Below are 14,608 nucleotides of genomic sequence, written 5' to 3'. Positions count from 1 at the left end.
ATGACCGTCGAGAGGACCACACCGATGACGAACCGAGACCAGGTTCTGACGCTGGAGACCGAGCTTGAGACGGCCGGTTCGCTTGACGGCGAACCGGATGACGCCCCCCGGGCAGGTCTGCGACGCCCGTCGTGGCGCGCCGTGGGCGTCGGCGGGGGTGCGGTGCTGCTGGCGGGCGCGCTGGCCGCCGCCGGGATGCTGGGCTGGGAGGTGCACAACCAGCGCATCCTCGCCGACGCGCAGGAGCAGGCGTCGGCTGCCGCGCAGCAGTACGCGGTGATCCTGACCGGGGTCGACGCCGCGAAACTCGATTCGAACTTCGCAGCTGTCCTCGACGGCGCCACCGGCGAGTTCAAGGACATGTACAGCCAGTCCAGCGCGGGGCTGAAACAGGTGCTGATCGACAACAAGGCGAAGGCCACCGGGACGGTGATCGCGGCAGGGATCAAGTCGGCGACACCGGCCAGGGTCGAGGTCATGCTGTTCGTGGACCAGGCCGTCACGAACGCGCTGAATCCCGAACCCCGACTGGACCGTAACCGGATCATCATGACGATGGACAAGGTCGACGGCCGGTGGCTGGCCGGCGACGTCGAGCTGGCCTGAGCGGTCCGCGGAGATGACGAGCACGGGCCGCGTCGGCCGGCTGATCGGTGCGGTGGCGGTCGCGACGGCCGCGGTGGTCGGCGCCGCGCATCCCGCGAGCGCCGACACGACCTCCAATGGCGTCGTCTACACCGTGGTGCCCGACGTGCGCACCGGTGTCAGTCCGCAGGGTCCCGGCGACTGGACGGTCAACTACGACAAGGTTGTCGGCGGTGACCCGGCGGTGACCGATGCGATCAACCGGATCCTCGACGACGAGGCCGACGGACAGGTGTGGCTGTACGCCGCGAGCGCCAGCAAGAGCTCGCCGTGGACGTTCCGCTCCCAGGGCCGGTTGCTGTTTCGGCCGATGACCATCTCTGCGCTGTTCACCGGTCAGTATCACGCCACTGAGTTGCCGAACATGCCGGTGGACGCGGTCGCGACCCGGGTGTTCGACTCCCGCAGCGGGATTCAGATCGTCTGGGACAATCTGTTCGTCGACGGGCAGGCAGGCCTGGTGCGGCTGTCGGAGCTGACGAAGAAGATTCTGCCCGTGGTGTACCCGACACCACCGCTGGGCGGCTGGGCCGAATACGGAACCGCGATGGCACCGTTGAAACGGAACTTCAAGTTCTGGGTGCCGACCGCGGACGGCATCGAGCTGTACTTCCCGGACGGCCAGATCGGGCGCGGAGTACGCACTCTCACGGTGCCGTGGGCCGCGGTCACCGACCTGATCGCGCCGGAGTTCCTGCCCATCACCAGTTGAGCACGTCGTCCGGGCCACCCGGATTGCATCCGGCGTTGAACAGCATGGTGTTCGAGACCACCGGCCGCCACGGCTCCAGGTTCCACGTGCCCACCTTGCCCGGGTTGGTGAACGCGTTCTGCTGCCAGTGGCAGAAGAACTGATGCTGCATGGTCAGGGTGTTGGCGTCAGGGGCATGCTGCAGTAGTTCGGCCCACGCGTCGTAGAGCTGTGCGCCGTTGCTGAACATTCCGGCCGAGCCCCACCCCCAGGAGGTCGGATAGATCCGGAGGGTGGCGCGTTCGCCGTCCGGTCCGGGGTGATACTCCCAGACGGTGTGGTCGATGTACTGAGGGCTTCCCGGCGGCCGCGGTGGCGGTGGATCCGCCTGGGCACTCGGAACCCAAAGCGTCGCGGCCGCAGCGACCGCCGCGGCCGCAACCCGACCCCGCGCCCTCAGCTGGTCGGCCATTGAAGTGTCTTGTGCTGCAGATACTCTGCGAGGCCGTACTCTCCGAACTCGCGGCCGATGCCGCTCTGTTTGTACCCGCCGAACGGTGCCGCCGGATTCAGCCCGCCGCCGCCACCGTTGATCACGACCATGCCGGTGCGTAGTCGGCGCGCGACCGCGGCGGCCCGCAGCGGGTCGGCCGACCACACTCCGCCGGACAGGCCGTACCGGCTGTCGTTGGCGATCCGCACCGCCTCGTCGTCGTCGCTGAACGGGATCACCACCGCGACCGGCCCGAAGAACTCCTCCTGGGCGATGCGCATCCCGTTGTCGACGCCGACGAACAGCGTCGGCTCCACGAAGTAACCCCGTTCGAGGTGCGCGGGCCGGCCACCTCCGTAGGCGATCTCAGCGCCTTCGTCCACGCCCACCGCGATCATCGCCTCCACCCGGGCGCGCTGGACGTCGCGGATCAGCGGGCCCACCATCGTGGCCGGGTCGGCCGGGTCACCGACCGGGATGAACCCGAGTACGCCGACGATCCGGGCCACCAGGTCGTCGTGCAGCGACCGGTGCACCAGAATTCGCGTCTGCAGTGCGCAGCCCTGCCCGGCGTGGGTGATGAACCCGCCCAGCACGCTCTCCAGAACCTTGTCCAGGTCAGTGTCCTCGAGGATGATGTTCGCCGACTTGCCGCCCAGCTCGAGAACCACCTTCTTGATGCTCTCCGCGCCCTGGCCGTACACCTTGCGGCCGACGGCGTCGGAGCCGGTGAAGCTGACGATGTCCACCCCGGGGTGCCGGGTCAGTGTCTCGCCCGCCGCGACATCACCGGTGACGATGTTCAGCGTGCCCGGCGGGAGTCCCGCCGCCTCGGCGACCTCGCCGAGCACCAGTGCTTCCAGCGGCGTGTACGGCGAGGACTTGAGCACCGCGGTGCACCCCGCCGCCAGGGCGGGCCCGAGTTTGGCGAGGTTGAGCAGGAACGGGAAGTTGAACGCGGTGATCAGCGCGGCCACCCCGTAGGGTTCGCGCACGACGACGCCCTGACCGATGCCGTTGCCGTAGACCGGCGGCACCGGCTGCTCGAACGCGAACCGGGGCAGCACCCGGTCGGCCATGTCCCGGAAATGGTCGATGGGCGTGCCGACCTGCAGGATCTCGGCGAGCATCCGCGTCGACCCGGCTTCGGTGATGTTCAGCTCGACCAGGTCGGCGCGGCGGCGGTCGAGTTCATCGGCCATCGCCGCGAGGATGCGGGCGCGCTCGGCGGGTCGCATCGACGGCCAGGGGCCCTCGTCGAACGCACGCCGCGCCGCGGCCACGGCGGCATCGACGTCGGCCGGGGTGGCCTGCGGCACCTCGGCGATCGTCTGCTCGGTGGCGGGATTGAGTACCTGCAGTGTCTCGTCACCCTCGCCGTCGGTCCAGGCGCCGTCGATGAACAGTCCGCGGGTGGCCAGTGGGGTCGAGGTCATCGAATGCTCCTGGGGGTCGGAATCAGTAATATCAGTGAGGTAATTGACGAGGTCGGGTATCGACACGGCGAGGGCGGGTGGCGTGGTGGACGCGGTGAACCGTCCGAAGAACGTGAGCAAATTGGTCAGGGCCCCGAAGACGGCCGAACTCATCGCCGACGAGTTGCGCAGACAGATCGTGCGCGGTGTGCTCAACGAAGGGGACGCGCTGCCCACCGAGGTGGAACTGGTCAAGCAGTTCGGCGTCTCCCGGCCCACGCTGCGGGAGGCGTTCCGCATTCTGGAGAGCGAATCGCTGATCGTGGTCCGCCGCGGGTCGCGCGGCGGGGTGTTGGTGTGCTCGCCCGAAACCTCGGTCGCCGCACGTCATTTCGGTCTGCTGCTGCAGATGTCGGGCACCACCCTCGCCGACGTGTACGAGGCGCGGAAAGTGTTCGAGCCGGCTGCGGCGGAGATGCTCGCGCAGCGCGCGACCCCGGGTGACATCGCCGATCTCAAGGCGGCGGCCGGCGCGCTGGCGGCCCTGGTCGACGAGGGCACCGCGGGAGCGGATTTCGCCGAGTGGTCGGCTGCGACGTTCCGGTTCCACGACCTGATCATGGAGCGGGCCGGAAACAAGACCGTGATGCTGATCGCTGCGGTGTTGCGCGACGTGGTGACCAGGCACATGACCCGGGTGATGCGGTCGGTGACCGACCAGGCCGAGATCGAGAAGCAGTTCAAACGTACGGTGCGCACCTTCACCAAGTTCACCGCGCTGGTGGAGGCCGGGTCCGCGGTCGAGGCGCGGGAGCTGTGGGCAGCTCACATGGACCGTGCCGGCCGCAGTATGCTGTGGGGTGGCATTGCCAAGGAGACGGTGGTCGATCTCTTTGTCTGACATGGTGTTCAGCCCAGGGCGCCGCTGTCGCGCAGTTCGCTGATCTGGTCCCAGTCCCAACCCGATTCCAGTAGGACCTCCTCGGTGTGCTGGCCCAGTTCGGGAGCCCCGGCGGTGGGCGCGACGGGTCGCCCGTCGAACTGGTACGGCGGTGCCACCAGCCGGAACTCGCGCCCGTCGGCGCCGGTGACGGTGGGCAGATACCCGTTCGCCGCGACCTGGGGACTGGCGCAGACCTCCTCGAAGGTCGCTGCGGCAGACCAGACTCCGGAGAACCCCGCCAGCGCGGCCTGCCACTCGGCCATGGTGCGCGCGCCGAAGGTCTTGTCGAGTTCGGCGATACAGGCGCTGCGGTTGACGTATCGGGACATGCCGTCGGCGAACCGTTCGTCGTCGGCGAGGTCGGAACGGTCGATCAGTTCGCACAGTTCGATCCAGAAGCGATCCGCCTGCAGGCAGACGAGGTTCAGCCAGCGGTCGTCGGCGGTGCGGTACAGGTTGACGATCGGATTGGGCGCGTCGCGGCGGTCCATCCGCGGGAGTTCGCCGCTGCCCGCCGCGGTGGCGGCCAGATCCGGTCCCATGGTCCACATCCCGGTGTTGAGCAGCGACACATCGACCACTGCGCCCTCGCCGGTCCGTTCGCGCCGGTACAGGGCCATCGCGACCGCGCCGGCGATGGCGCTGGAGCCCTGCAGGTCGAAGAACGCGGCGGGCTGCGCGACAGGAGCGTCGGCGCCCGGCGCGGTCAGTTTGTGCTGCACGCCGGCGGCCGACCAGGCCGCGGCCGAATCGAAACCACCCGTGTCGGCCATCGAACCCGCTGTGCCCCAACCAGAGCCACGCACATAGATCAGCCGGGGATGGCCGGCGCGCAGGTCGTCGACGTCGATGCCGAGCTTCGCCCGGACCTTCGGCAGGTAACTGGTGAGGAAGACGTCGGCGTTGCTGGTGAGCTGCACCAGGGTGGCGAGCCCGGACGGAGAGGTCAGGTCCAGCGTGATGCTGCGCTTGCCTCGGTTGGGCACGTGCAGGAACGGGTTCGGCGACGTGTCGTCGGCGTTGAGCGCGTTGCGCAGGGCCCGCTGCGGATCACCGGTGGGCGGCTCCACCTTGATCACGTCGGCGCCGAGGTCGGCCATGATGGCGCCCGCGCCGGGGACGAACGTCCATGCGGCGACCTCCACCACGCGCACACCGTCAAAGGGTCCGGTCACCTGCTGCTCCTCATGATCTCGGCATCCACCTCGGACGTCACCGGGTCACCGCACCGCGTGCATGGCTTCGAGCATGCGGGCGAAGTGTTTCGGGTGCCAGATGTCCTGGTCCTCACCCCAACCGATCCGGCCGTCGAACTCCCAACGCATCAATGCGGTACTGCCGCCGCCGCGTTCGCAGATATGGCTCACGGTGAAACCTTCAGCGTCCATCGTGCGGCCGGACAGGTCGGTGAGTCGGACGTCCATGTGGGCGCTCCAGCCGGTCACGGGGTCCCGGAAGTTGCGCATCCGGCTGGTGGACTTGTCCAGCCGCTCGAAACGACCGTCGCGCAGCAGCCATCCGTGGTTGAGGGGCGACCAGCCCTGCGCGTCGCCGTCGGCGACCCGGGCGAACGCCAGGAAACCGAGGTCTGCGCCGGCGTGGCCGAAGATGTACTGGATGCGCCCACGTCCCCGCTCGCGTTCGATCTCGCGCCACCGCGGGCCACCCGGGTGACGCACCCGCGACTGTTCGTCGACGCCCCGGGCCGACACGCTGCCCGCCGGTGTGCCTCGGGCCGGCGACGGCGCACCCCGCGGCGCCCAGGACCGGTCCCGGATCGAAAAGCAGTCGATGGGGACGGTGTCGCCGTCCAGGGTGAGTTCACCGGTGACGTGGCCGAGCTGATCGAGATGGGTGTGCTCCATGAACGGTGGCTCACCCGGGGTGTAGCGACGCGGGTCGTGCACACCTGCGAACATCAGGCGCACGGCGAATCCTGCTCTCGCATCGGTGTACTCGATGCGGTAGTCGCGGAGCGGGCGCAGCATCGTGACGGAGAATCCGCCGCCGGGGATCGCGATCCGGCGTAGGTCGGGCGTCGGTTCCTGCATCGGAACCTCGGGCTCCATGCGGAAGTAGCGGACCTCGTCGGCCCCGGCGCCGCTGTCGTCCCAGACGTACACCCGCCAGGTCACGGTGCCCCGGGTGGTGTTGAACTGCGCGTGCAACCAGCCGCCGAGCTTGCGTTCGGGCACATTGAACGACCACCAGGTGGTCTCGGCCCAGTACGGGTTGTCGTCGGGGGAGCGGTGGAAGTCGTCGTCGGCCGGCGTGAACGGGGTGTCGGCGGTGACGAGTCCCGCGTCAGCGTCCGCCGCCGTCGGCGTGGCCGGGCTCACCATGGGCCGATCGTAACGTAAAGGATACTCATTTAGGTGTTGGTTTCGGAAGTCGTGCGTGATCGAACAGCGACTCCTGGGTGAGGGTGGCCGCCAGCGTGCCGCGCTGGTCGTAAATCTGCCCGGTGTAGACGCCCCGGCCGCCGGCGGTGACCAACGGATGAAGGTCGACGAGCAGCCATTCGTTGGGGGTTCGGTTGTGGTGCAGCCACACCGCGTGATCGAGGCTGGTGAGGAGCGCCTTCTCCGCACTCTGCGGCACCCGGGTCAGGCCGGTGCAGAGATCGGACAGGAAGACCACGCCACAGGCCCGCACATTCGGGTCGTCGTCGAGCGGCTCGCGGATGCGCAACCACAGCCGGGCCGGCCAGCGGTAGCAGGGTTGCGGATCGTCGGGCACGCATGCCTCCAGATCGAAGGTCCGCGACGCGTTGAGCTGGTAGGTCGCCAGCCGCCCCGGCGGCTCGGCCTCGGGCATCGCGGCAGCCTGGTACTCGGTGGCCTCTGCGGCGGGGCGCGAGAAGGAACAGGACATCGACAGGATCACCGCATCGCCCTGGAGTGCGGTGATCCGTCGGCCCGAGTACCGGCCGCCGTCGCGGTCCCGTTCGACGGTGAAGACCACGGGTGCGCTCGCGTCGCCCGCCGCCAGGAAATACGCGTGCAGGGAGTGTGCCACCCGCCCGTCGGGAACGGTCAGGCTTGCCGCGCGCAGGGCTTGGGCGGCCACCTGGCCGCCGTAGAGCGTGCGCCGCACGGGGCTGACGGGATCGGCCATGAATCGCCCGTGGGGCAGCTCTTTGAGGCGCAGCACCTCCGCGACGGTCGGTGGGCGCGCGCCGGGGCGGGACGGCACCATCAGACCTGTCGACCGGCCGTGGCCCAGTAGGAGTCCCGGAGATCGCGCTTGACCAGCTTGCCGGTCTCGGTGCGTGGCAGTCTGTCGGTGAAGTCCACCGACCGTGGGCATTTGAAACCGGCGAGGCGGGACCGGCAGTAGGCGACGATCTCGTCGGCCAGCGCTGACGAGGGAGTGATGCCGTCGACCGGCTCGACCACCGCCTTGACCTGCTCGCCCCACTCGGGATCGGGGATGCCGATGACCGCGACGTCGGCCACCGCAGGATGGCTGGACAACACACCCTCGACCTCGGCGGGATAGATGTTGACCCCGCCGCTGATGATCATGTCCTTGGCGCGGTCGCAGATGAACAGATACCCGTCGTCGTCGAGGTAGCCCATGTCGCCGATGGTGAACGCCGATCCGCGGTGTACCGACGCGGTGAGTTCGGCGTCGTTGCGGTACTCGAAGGACTGACCGTCCAGGCGCTCGATGTAGACGTGCCCGACAGCGTTGGGTGGCAACGGGTTTCCGTCGTCATCGAGGATGTTGACCCGGACGCCGCGGATCGGCCGGCCGACGGTGCCGGGCTTCTCCAGCCACCGGTGCGGCTTGGCGATGGTAGCGGGGCCTTCGGTGCCGCCGTAGGTCTCCCAGATCACCGGCCCCCACCAGGCCATCATGTCCTTTTTGACCTGCAGCGGGCACGGCGCCGCGGAGTGGATCACCGACCGCAGACTCGACACATCGTATGTGTCGCGAATGTGACTGGGCAGCTTGAGCATCCGAACGAACTGGGTGGGCACCATGTAGGCCGTGGTCACCGAGTGCCGGTCGATCGCCCCGAGGGTCTTCTCGGGATCGAACCGGTCCAGGATTGCCAGCGCCTGTCCGACGTTGAGCGCGCCGAGGTAGAAGCTCTGGCAGCCGGCGTGGTGCATGCCCGTCGAGACGAGGTGCACTCCTTCGAGGGGCCGGAAATCGAAGGCGCGCCCGAAGATTGCGTGCGCGTTGGCGGCCTCCGAAGGATCCTGACCGTCGAGGGGGCGAACGATTCCCTTGGGTTTTCCGGTCGTTCCCGAGGAGTAGCGGATGGCGTCCCCCTGGGTGCGACCGGCCGGTGGTGCGGTGGAGTGACCGGCCAGCAGGTCCGACTCGCCCTGGAATCCGTCGGGGACTGCCGATGTGTCACCCACCACGACCCTCAGCCGTGCACCGGCGGGCACGGTGGGGAAGCGGTCCAGGTAGTCGACGTGGGTGACCAGCGCGGCGGCACCGGAATGCTCCAGGATCGAGGCGAACTCGTCGGCCGACAGTGCGGTGTTCAGCGTCAGGTAGCGCATTCCGATCTCGGTGGTGGCCAGCTGCCAGATCACGGCGTCGACATCGTTGGGCAGAGCGTAGGCGACGACTTCACCCGGGCCGAGTCCGCGCGCGCGTAGCGCGTTGGCCACCCGGTGGGCCGCTCCGACCAGCTCGGCGAAGGTCAGCGTCCGGCCGCTGGGCGATTCGACGATCGCCGCTGTGTCGGGGTGGTCCTCGGCGATCCACCACACGCCGAGACGCTGATCCCACGGATGCTGCATCGACCCTCCCGCTCAGAATTAGATAGAACAGTATCCTTAACTGTCGGAGGTGGGAAGACCTGGGACCGCACGGATCCCGTCAGTCAGGGCGGGTGACGGTTTCGGCCATATGCGCGCGCATCCGCATGACGGCCAGCTCGGTGTCCCCGGCGACGAGGGCCTCGGTGATCTGCCGGTGGGCCGGCCCGACCGCCGAGGGCAGCGCCTTCGACAGCGCGGCCACCCCGGGATTGTCGGCGGCCAGCTGCGAGAAGAACTGCCAGCCCAGCCGCATCGTCACGCTGTGGACGAGCTGCAGCGCCCGGTTCCCGGTGAGACGGCCCAGCGCGGAGTGGAAGTCCTCACCGTGGCCGAACGCGGGCGCCAGGCCCTGCTCGGCCTCGGCGGCCAGCGCCCGCTCGAGGACGTCCGCGTCGCTGTTGCCGGTCCGCAACCTGTCCGCGGCCTGCGCGACAACCGCGAGCTCCAGCCCCGTCCGCAGCGCCGTGATGTGGCGGACCGTCACGCCGCGGCGGCGCAGGTAGATCGCGATGATGTCGGTCAACGCGGAGATGTCGGGATCGTCGACGAACAGCCCGCCCCCCGGGCCGCGCCGGGTGCCCGCGATCTGGTGGTACTCCAGAATGCGGATGGCCTCCCGGACGACGGCACGGCTGGCGTGGTACTTCTCCATCAGCGTGGCTTCGGACCCGACGAACGAGCCCGGTGTCGCACCCGAGTTCACGATTCCGGCGAAGATCTCGCGCGCCAGCGCCTCGCCTCGTTTGTCGCCGAGCGTGCCTGCCAGCGCCACCGCGGGGTCCAGGCGTTGCACGGTGGTGGGCCGCCTTCTGATGAACGCGGCCTCAGCGCTGAGATGGCGCCGCATGCGCTCGCGGGCCAGGCCGGGATTGTTGCTCAGTATCGCGCCGGCGATCGCCTCGTGGGCCCGGCACACCTCGTCGGCGAACTTGCCTGGTACGGCGGCGCTTTCATCGAAGAAAAAGTTGCTGACCCGGGTGAACACCTCGACGAACAACTCGAGAACGGGATTGGCGGTCAGTGAGGCGAGCTGGCTGTGCAGCAACCGGAAATGGGAGATGCCGCCCGCGGACTCGCGTTCCAGGGTCTCCCGGACCACGGCGATGTCGGCCTCTGCCGCGCGTTGCGAGGCGATCTCGGCGACGAGTTCCTCCAGCGCGATCCGGGTGTCGAAGACCTCGTCCAGGGTGGCCCCGACCCGCAGCAGATAGATCACGGCGGGGCCGATGACGCCCTCGACGTCGGGTTCGACGATCACCAGCCCGCCGTTGGTGCCGCGGCGCATCCGCGCGACGTGCTGGTGCTCGACCAGTCTGATCGCCTCCCGCAGCACCGCGCGGCTGACCCCGTACCGGTCGAGCAGTTCGGTCTCCGATCCGAGCACCCGGCCCACCGGCCACCCCAGCTCGACGACGTCGGCGACGATCTGTTCGGCGGCCCGGCCGGCCAGTTTGGCGCGACGTGAATCGACGCGAGAGGCGATCAGCTCGGAGGTCACCGCATCACCGGTGGGCCGTTGCGCCTCGGCGCGGCCCGGCGCTCGTGCCGCGGCGGGTTTCCGATATGGGTGTAGGCCATCCCGTTCTGCAGCGCGGTCGACCTGGTCATGTCTAAAGACTCCCATATCGCGCGAACACTGCCCTGGATCGCGGTGGGACTGCGCATCGCGATCGAGGCGGCGATGGCCTGCGCCCGGTCCCACAGCTGCGCCCGGTCCACGACTTCGGACACCAGCCCGATCCGCAGCGCCGTCTCCGCGGAGATGCGCTCCTCGGTGCCCATCAGGGCCCACCGCAGCACCTCGCCCAGTGGCACCCCGCGGTGCAGCATGCCGATGGGTTCGAGCGCGGAGACGATCGCGGCGTTGGCGTGCGGATCGAAGAACGCGGCGTCGTCGGCGCAGATGATGATGTCGGACTCGTTGAGCAGATACTGGGCGCCGCCCGCGGCGAACCCGTGGACCGCGGTGACCACCGGTTTCCAGCATCGGTGATGCAACTTGGGGGAGATCACGGTGCCGGGGTCGAAAGTGTTCCAGACGTTGGTGCGAAAGAACCAGCCCGCATCTCCCTTGACGTCCACTCCGGTGCAGAACGCCTTGTCGCCGGCGGCACGCAGCACCACGGCGTGGATGTCGTCGGTGTCTCGAACGGTCTGCCACGCCCATGCGAGCTCGGCGGCCATCCGGCCCGAGATGGCGTTGAGGGCATCGGGACGGTTCAGGGTGATCGTGGCGACGTGGTGCTCGTCGACCCCGAACGTGATGTCCTGCAGTCGGACTGCGCTGTTGGCGTCGGCTTCAGGGCTGACGTCGAGATTTCCTGAGGTGTTTCCCGAAGGGCTAGCCAGAATCATAGAAATCAGTGTACTAATAAAGCGGATGCCGCACGGAGTTAAAAAGAACTCGACATGGGCTGTGTGCTCGACGCCCGCGGTGTGGTGCCGGACGTGAGGAGCTGGAGGAGCGGCCATGTCCAAAGTGATTGAGACGCTGGAGAGAACAGATCTCGACACGCGGGAGATGCTCGACAACCCCCACGCCCGATTCGCCGCCCTGCGTGCCGCCCAGCCCGTGTCCTGGGCGACGGCCACCGGGCTGCTGCAGGGTAAGGGTGGGTACCTGCTGACCCGCTACGACGACGTGATGACTGTGCACAGCGACGAGCGGTTCTCGACCGACGTGCTGAAGAACTCGGCGGCGGGCAAATTCATCTGGTTGCTGCCGCCGAGCCTGCGGATGCTCGCCCAGACCATGGTCTTCAAGGACGACCCGGACCACAAGCGGCTCCGCACGCTCGTGCACAAGGCGTTCACCCCGAAGTTGGTGACCACGATGGCGCCGGACATCGCGAAGATCGCCGACCAGCTCGCCGATCAGGTTGCCGCCAAGCGGGAGGTGGACCTCGTGCACGAGTTCGCCGTGAAGCTGCCGCTGGCGGTGATCGCCACGATGCTCGGCGTCGCCGACGAGGACCGCGACATGTTCCACACGCTGGTCGAGAAGATGGGAAACCAGCAGGGCAGCCCGCTGCGGCAATACCCCACGGCGCGCAGGCTGGCCAAACTGTTCGAAGCCCTCATCGAGGACCGCCGACTGAAGCCCGACGAGGGCCTGATCTCCGAGCTGGTCCGTGCCAACGAGGGCGGCGACAGGCTGAGCCACCGGGAGCTGGTCTCCATGGTGTTCCTGTTGCTGCTGGCCGGCCACGACACCACCGCCAACCTGATCGGCAGCAGTGTGCTGGCGCTCATCGAGCACCCCGATCAGCTCGAGCTGCTGCGGGCCCACCCCGAACTGCTGGAGACCACCGCGGTCGAGGAGCTGCTCCGGTTCACCTCGCCGGTCGCCGACGGGGCTGCGCGATTCGCCATGGCGGACATGGAGATCCGCGGTGTACCGATCCCGCGTGGGTCGCAGGTACTCGGATCGATCACCTCGGCCAACCGCGACGAAGCCGTGTTCGACCGTCCCGGACAGCTGGACCTCACCCGGAAACCCAACCGGCACTTGGCGTTCGCATTCGGGATCCATTACTGCCTGGGCCACCAGCTGGCGCGGCTGGAAGGGCGCATCGCGTTGGCTGCACTGCTCGAGCGCTTCCCGGAATGGGAACTGGCCGTGCCCCGGGAGTCATTGCGTTACAAGCCCACGGTGTCCCTGCGGGGGCTGACGAAACTACCGACACGGATGTACTGACCGGAAGAGCCGACCATGACACAGACCGAACAGGCCCAGGACTTCGATCACGCGATCAAAGACGAGGACATCGAGCGGGCCAAGTTGCTTCTCGGCATCGACGCCCCGATCAGCATCGACGAGCACCACCGCCGGGCCGGCGTCGACACGATCCGTCAGTTCGCGATCGGCTACGGCGACGACAACCCGCTCTACGTCGATCCGGAGTACGCGGCCGGCACCCGGTGGGGCGGACCGATCGCGCCACCGATGATCCACAGCTCGCTGTCGAAGAAGATGCTGGGCGACCCGATCCCCGAGGACGTCCGCAAGGCCACCAAGGGGTTGTTCTCGGGGGTGCACCTCTTCGTGTCCGGCCAGGACACCGAGTGGTTCCAGCCGGTGCGGCCCGGCGACGAGTTGTACGGATTCGGCGGCATGGAGTCCACCGAGGTCAAGACCAGCGAGTATGCCGGTCGCTCCGTCATCCGGATCCGGCGTGCGGTCCGGGTCAACCAGCGCGCGGAGGTCGTGGCGATCGAACGGACCATCCTGATCGCCACCGAGCGCAAGAAGTCGCGCGAACGCGGCAAGTACATGGATCTCAAACCCGCGAGCTACACCGACGAGCAGATCGCCGAGATCGACGAGATCTACGCCGCCGAGGGTCCCCGTGGGGCAGAGCCCCGGTGGTGGGAAGACGTCCACGTCGGCGACGCGCTGCCGAAGATGGTCAAGGGCCCGTTGACGCTGACCGACATGATCAGCTTCCATGCAGGGGGCTACGGGTTCGGCCCGTACGGAATCGGCGGTGCGCGTGTCGGTTACAAGAATCGCCAGCGGGTGCCGAAGTTCTACATCAAGAACGCCGCGGGTATCCCGGACGTGGCGCAGCGCCTGCACTGGGAGAACGAGTGGTCCCAGTCGATCGGCAACCCGATGGCCTACGACTACGGCGTGATGCGCGAGTGCTGGCTGACGCACTACGTCACCGACTGGATGGGTGACGACGGGTGGCTGGTCCGCCAGCACGACGAGATGCGCAAGTTCAACTACATCGGGGACACCCAGTTCATCGCCGGCGAGGTGGCCGGCAAGCGGGTCGAGAACGGCAACGGCGTAGTCGATCTGGAGTTCCAGGCCACCAGCCAGCGCGGCGAGGTGACGGCGCCGGCCACCGCGACCGTCGCGCTGCCGAGCCGCGAGTTCGGGGTGGTCGTGCTGCCGCAACCCGATGAGGAGTTGCGCCGCAAGGCCGCGGCGATGATGGCCCGGCACAACGAACTGTCGCGCGGTAGACGGTGACCCACGCCCACGCGCGATCCGTCGACACCGGCACGGACACCGTACGGGCCGAGATCGTCGACCGGGTCGCCGTGCTCACCTTCCACCGGCCGCAGCGCCGCAACGCGCTGCATCCCGAGATGTACGAAGCCGTGCCCCGGCTGCTCGAACAGTTCGCCGAATCCGCCGATGTCGGGTGCGTGCTCGTCACCGGCGCCGGGAACGCGTTCTGTGCAGGCGGCGACGTGCGGGACGGAGGTTCGGCCAAGGATGTGCCCGCCGGAGACCCGGAGGAGCAGATCCGCGCCCGCAGCGCCCTTCTCGCCGACAACGCACGCATGGTGACGCTCCTGCACTCGATGCCGAAGGTGACGATCGCGGCGCTGCCCGGCGCGGCCGTCGGGGCGGGCATGAGCATCGCCCTGGCCACCGATCTGCGCATCGCCGCCCGGTCGGCGCGGCTCATCCCCGGCTGGGCGAAGCTGGCGTTCTCGGGCGATTTCGGCGGCGCCTGGCTGCTGACCCACCTGGTCGGGCCGTCGCGAGCACTGGAGCTGCTGGTCGGCGACGCGCCGATCGACGCGGCCGCGGGGGAGCGGCTCGGTCTGTTCAACCGGGTGGTAGACGACGCCGACCTGCCCGCGGCGGCGCAGCGCTGGGCCGCCGAGATCGCC

At 68.5% G+C, this 14,608-nt stretch carries 14 protein-coding genes; 6 read left to right on the top strand and 8 right to left on the bottom strand.

Annotated features, from left to right (window positions below; all coding sequences use genetic code 11):
* A complete protein-coding gene (locus MVA01S_RS06945) occupies nt 1–606 on the top strand; it encodes an Rv1363c family protein (RefSeq protein ID WP_255251683.1) in 606 nt (201 codons plus the stop codon).
* 13 nt (nt 607–619) lie between these two features.
* Nucleotides 620–1,357: an RsiV family protein gene (locus MVA01S_RS06940; protein WP_003928907.1), complete on the top strand. Its 738-nt coding sequence runs from the start codon at nt 620–622 to the stop codon at nt 1,355–1,357.
* Here the strand turns inward: MVA01S_RS06940 and MVA01S_RS06935 are convergent.
* Nucleotides 1,347–1,808, bottom strand: a complete 462-nt coding sequence (locus tag MVA01S_RS06935) for a DUF2599 domain-containing protein (protein ID WP_003928906.1) — start codon at nt 1,806–1,808, stop codon at nt 1,347–1,349. The two genes, MVA01S_RS06940 and MVA01S_RS06935, sit on opposite strands and share 11 nt — an antisense overlap.
* Complete coding sequence (locus MVA01S_RS06930) at nt 1,793–3,265, bottom strand: aldehyde dehydrogenase family protein (protein ID WP_003928905.1); 1,473 nt, start codon at nt 3,263–3,265, stop codon at nt 1,793–1,795. The genes MVA01S_RS06935 and MVA01S_RS06930 overlap by 16 nt, the downstream gene beginning before the upstream one ends.
* Before the next feature lie 112 nt (nt 3,266–3,377).
* Between MVA01S_RS06930 and MVA01S_RS06925 the strand changes: the two genes are divergently transcribed.
* Nucleotides 3,378–4,145 carry a FadR/GntR family transcriptional regulator gene (locus MVA01S_RS06925; RefSeq protein WP_237024357.1) on the top strand — a complete coding sequence of 256 codons (768 nt, stop codon included), beginning with the start codon at nt 3,378–3,380 and terminating at the stop codon, nt 4,143–4,145.
* 8 nt (nt 4,146–4,153) lie between these two features.
* Here the strand turns inward: MVA01S_RS06925 and MVA01S_RS06920 are convergent, their stop codons facing one another.
* From MVA01S_RS06920 to MVA01S_RS06895, 6 genes are all read right to left on the bottom strand, one after another.
* Nucleotides 4,154–5,362, bottom strand: a complete 1,209-nt coding sequence (locus MVA01S_RS06920) for a CaiB/BaiF CoA transferase family protein (RefSeq protein WP_003928903.1) — start codon at nt 5,360–5,362, stop codon at nt 4,154–4,156.
* 45 nt (nt 5,363–5,407) lie between these two features.
* Nucleotides 5,408–6,529, bottom strand: a complete 1,122-nt coding sequence (locus tag MVA01S_RS06915) for a DUF7064 domain-containing protein (protein WP_003928902.1) — start codon at nt 6,527–6,529, stop codon at nt 5,408–5,410.
* A gap of 25 nt (nt 6,530–6,554) precedes the next feature.
* Nucleotides 6,555–7,385: an acyl-CoA thioesterase gene (locus MVA01S_RS06910; RefSeq protein WP_003928901.1), complete on the bottom strand. Its 831-nt coding sequence runs from the start codon at nt 7,383–7,385 to the stop codon at nt 6,555–6,557.
* Nucleotides 7,385–8,953 carry an AMP-binding protein gene (locus tag MVA01S_RS06905; protein ID WP_003928900.1) on the bottom strand — a complete coding sequence of 523 codons (1,569 nt, stop codon included), beginning with the start codon at nt 8,951–8,953 and terminating at the stop codon, nt 7,385–7,387. Before MVA01S_RS06905 ends, MVA01S_RS06910 begins: the two co-directional genes overlap by 1 nt.
* Before the next feature lie 79 nt (nt 8,954–9,032).
* Nucleotides 9,033–10,472, bottom strand: coding sequence for a FadR/GntR family transcriptional regulator (locus MVA01S_RS06900; protein WP_003928899.1), 1,440 nt, complete (start codon nt 10,470–10,472; stop codon nt 9,033–9,035).
* Nucleotides 10,469–11,329: an enoyl-CoA hydratase/isomerase family protein gene (locus MVA01S_RS06895; protein ID WP_003928898.1), complete on the bottom strand. Its 861-nt coding sequence runs from the start codon at nt 11,327–11,329 to the stop codon at nt 10,469–10,471. The genes MVA01S_RS06900 and MVA01S_RS06895 overlap by 4 nt, the downstream gene beginning before the upstream one ends.
* A gap of 115 nt (nt 11,330–11,444) precedes the next feature.
* On the opposite strand from MVA01S_RS06895, the gene MVA01S_RS06890 reads away from it, so the two are divergent.
* The 3 genes from MVA01S_RS06890 to MVA01S_RS06880 form a co-directional block, all read left to right on the top strand.
* Nucleotides 11,445–12,671, top strand: coding sequence for a cytochrome P450 family protein (locus tag MVA01S_RS06890; protein WP_003928897.1), 1,227 nt, complete (start codon nt 11,445–11,447; stop codon nt 12,669–12,671).
* A gap of 15 nt (nt 12,672–12,686) precedes the next feature.
* The gene (locus MVA01S_RS06885) at nt 12,687–13,955 is read left to right on the top strand and encodes an FAS1-like dehydratase domain-containing protein (RefSeq protein ID WP_003928896.1); all 1,269 of its coding nucleotides are present in this window, start codon (nt 12,687–12,689) and stop codon (nt 13,953–13,955) included.
* A partial coding sequence (locus MVA01S_RS06880; protein WP_060941562.1) for an enoyl-CoA hydratase/isomerase family protein occupies nt 13,952–14,608 on the top strand: 657 nt, incomplete at its 3' end. The genes MVA01S_RS06885 and MVA01S_RS06880, both read left to right, overlap by 4 nt.

Origin of the sequence: Mycolicibacterium vaccae NBRC 14118 = CIP 105934 (assembly GCF_001552715.1) — a bacterium.
Taxonomy (GTDB): domain Bacteria; phylum Actinomycetota; class Actinomycetes; order Mycobacteriales; family Mycobacteriaceae; genus Mycobacterium; species Mycobacterium vaccae.
The sequence above is the reverse complement of the archived record's forward strand: the minus strand, read 5'-3'. Positions and strand labels throughout refer to the sequence as shown.

What these genes read in the sequence shown, in the direction of transcription:
- MVA01S_RS06945 (WP_255251683.1), top strand. Translation starts at nt 1, where the DNA reads ATGACCGTCGAGAGGACCACACCGATGACGAACCGAGACCAGGTTCTG.
- MVA01S_RS06940 (WP_003928907.1), top strand. Translation starts at nt 620, where the DNA reads ATGACGAGCACGGGCCGCGTCGGCCGGCTGATCGGTGCGGTGGCGGTC.
- MVA01S_RS06935 (WP_003928906.1), bottom strand. Translation starts at nt 1,808, where the DNA reads ATGGCCGACCAGCTGAGGGCGCGGGGTCGGGTTGCGGCCGCGGCGGTC.
- MVA01S_RS06930 (WP_003928905.1), bottom strand. Translation starts at nt 3,265, where the DNA reads ATGACCTCGACCCCACTGGCCACCCGCGGACTGTTCATCGACGGCGCC.
- MVA01S_RS06915 (WP_003928902.1), bottom strand. Translation starts at nt 6,529, where the DNA reads ATGGTGAGCCCGGCCACGCCGACGGCGGCGGACGCTGACGCGGGACTC.
- MVA01S_RS06910 (WP_003928901.1), bottom strand. Translation starts at nt 7,385, where the DNA reads ATGGTGCCGTCCCGCCCCGGCGCGCGCCCACCGACCGTCGCGGAGGTG.
- MVA01S_RS06905 (WP_003928900.1), bottom strand. Translation starts at nt 8,953, where the DNA reads ATGCAGCATCCGTGGGATCAGCGTCTCGGCGTGTGGTGGATCGCCGAG.
- MVA01S_RS06895 (WP_003928898.1), bottom strand. Translation starts at nt 11,329, where the DNA reads ATGATTCTGGCTAGCCCTTCGGGAAACACCTCAGGAAATCTCGACGTC.
- MVA01S_RS06890 (WP_003928897.1), top strand. Translation starts at nt 11,445, where the DNA reads ATGTCCAAAGTGATTGAGACGCTGGAGAGAACAGATCTCGACACGCGG.
- MVA01S_RS06885 (WP_003928896.1), top strand. Translation starts at nt 12,687, where the DNA reads ATGACACAGACCGAACAGGCCCAGGACTTCGATCACGCGATCAAAGAC.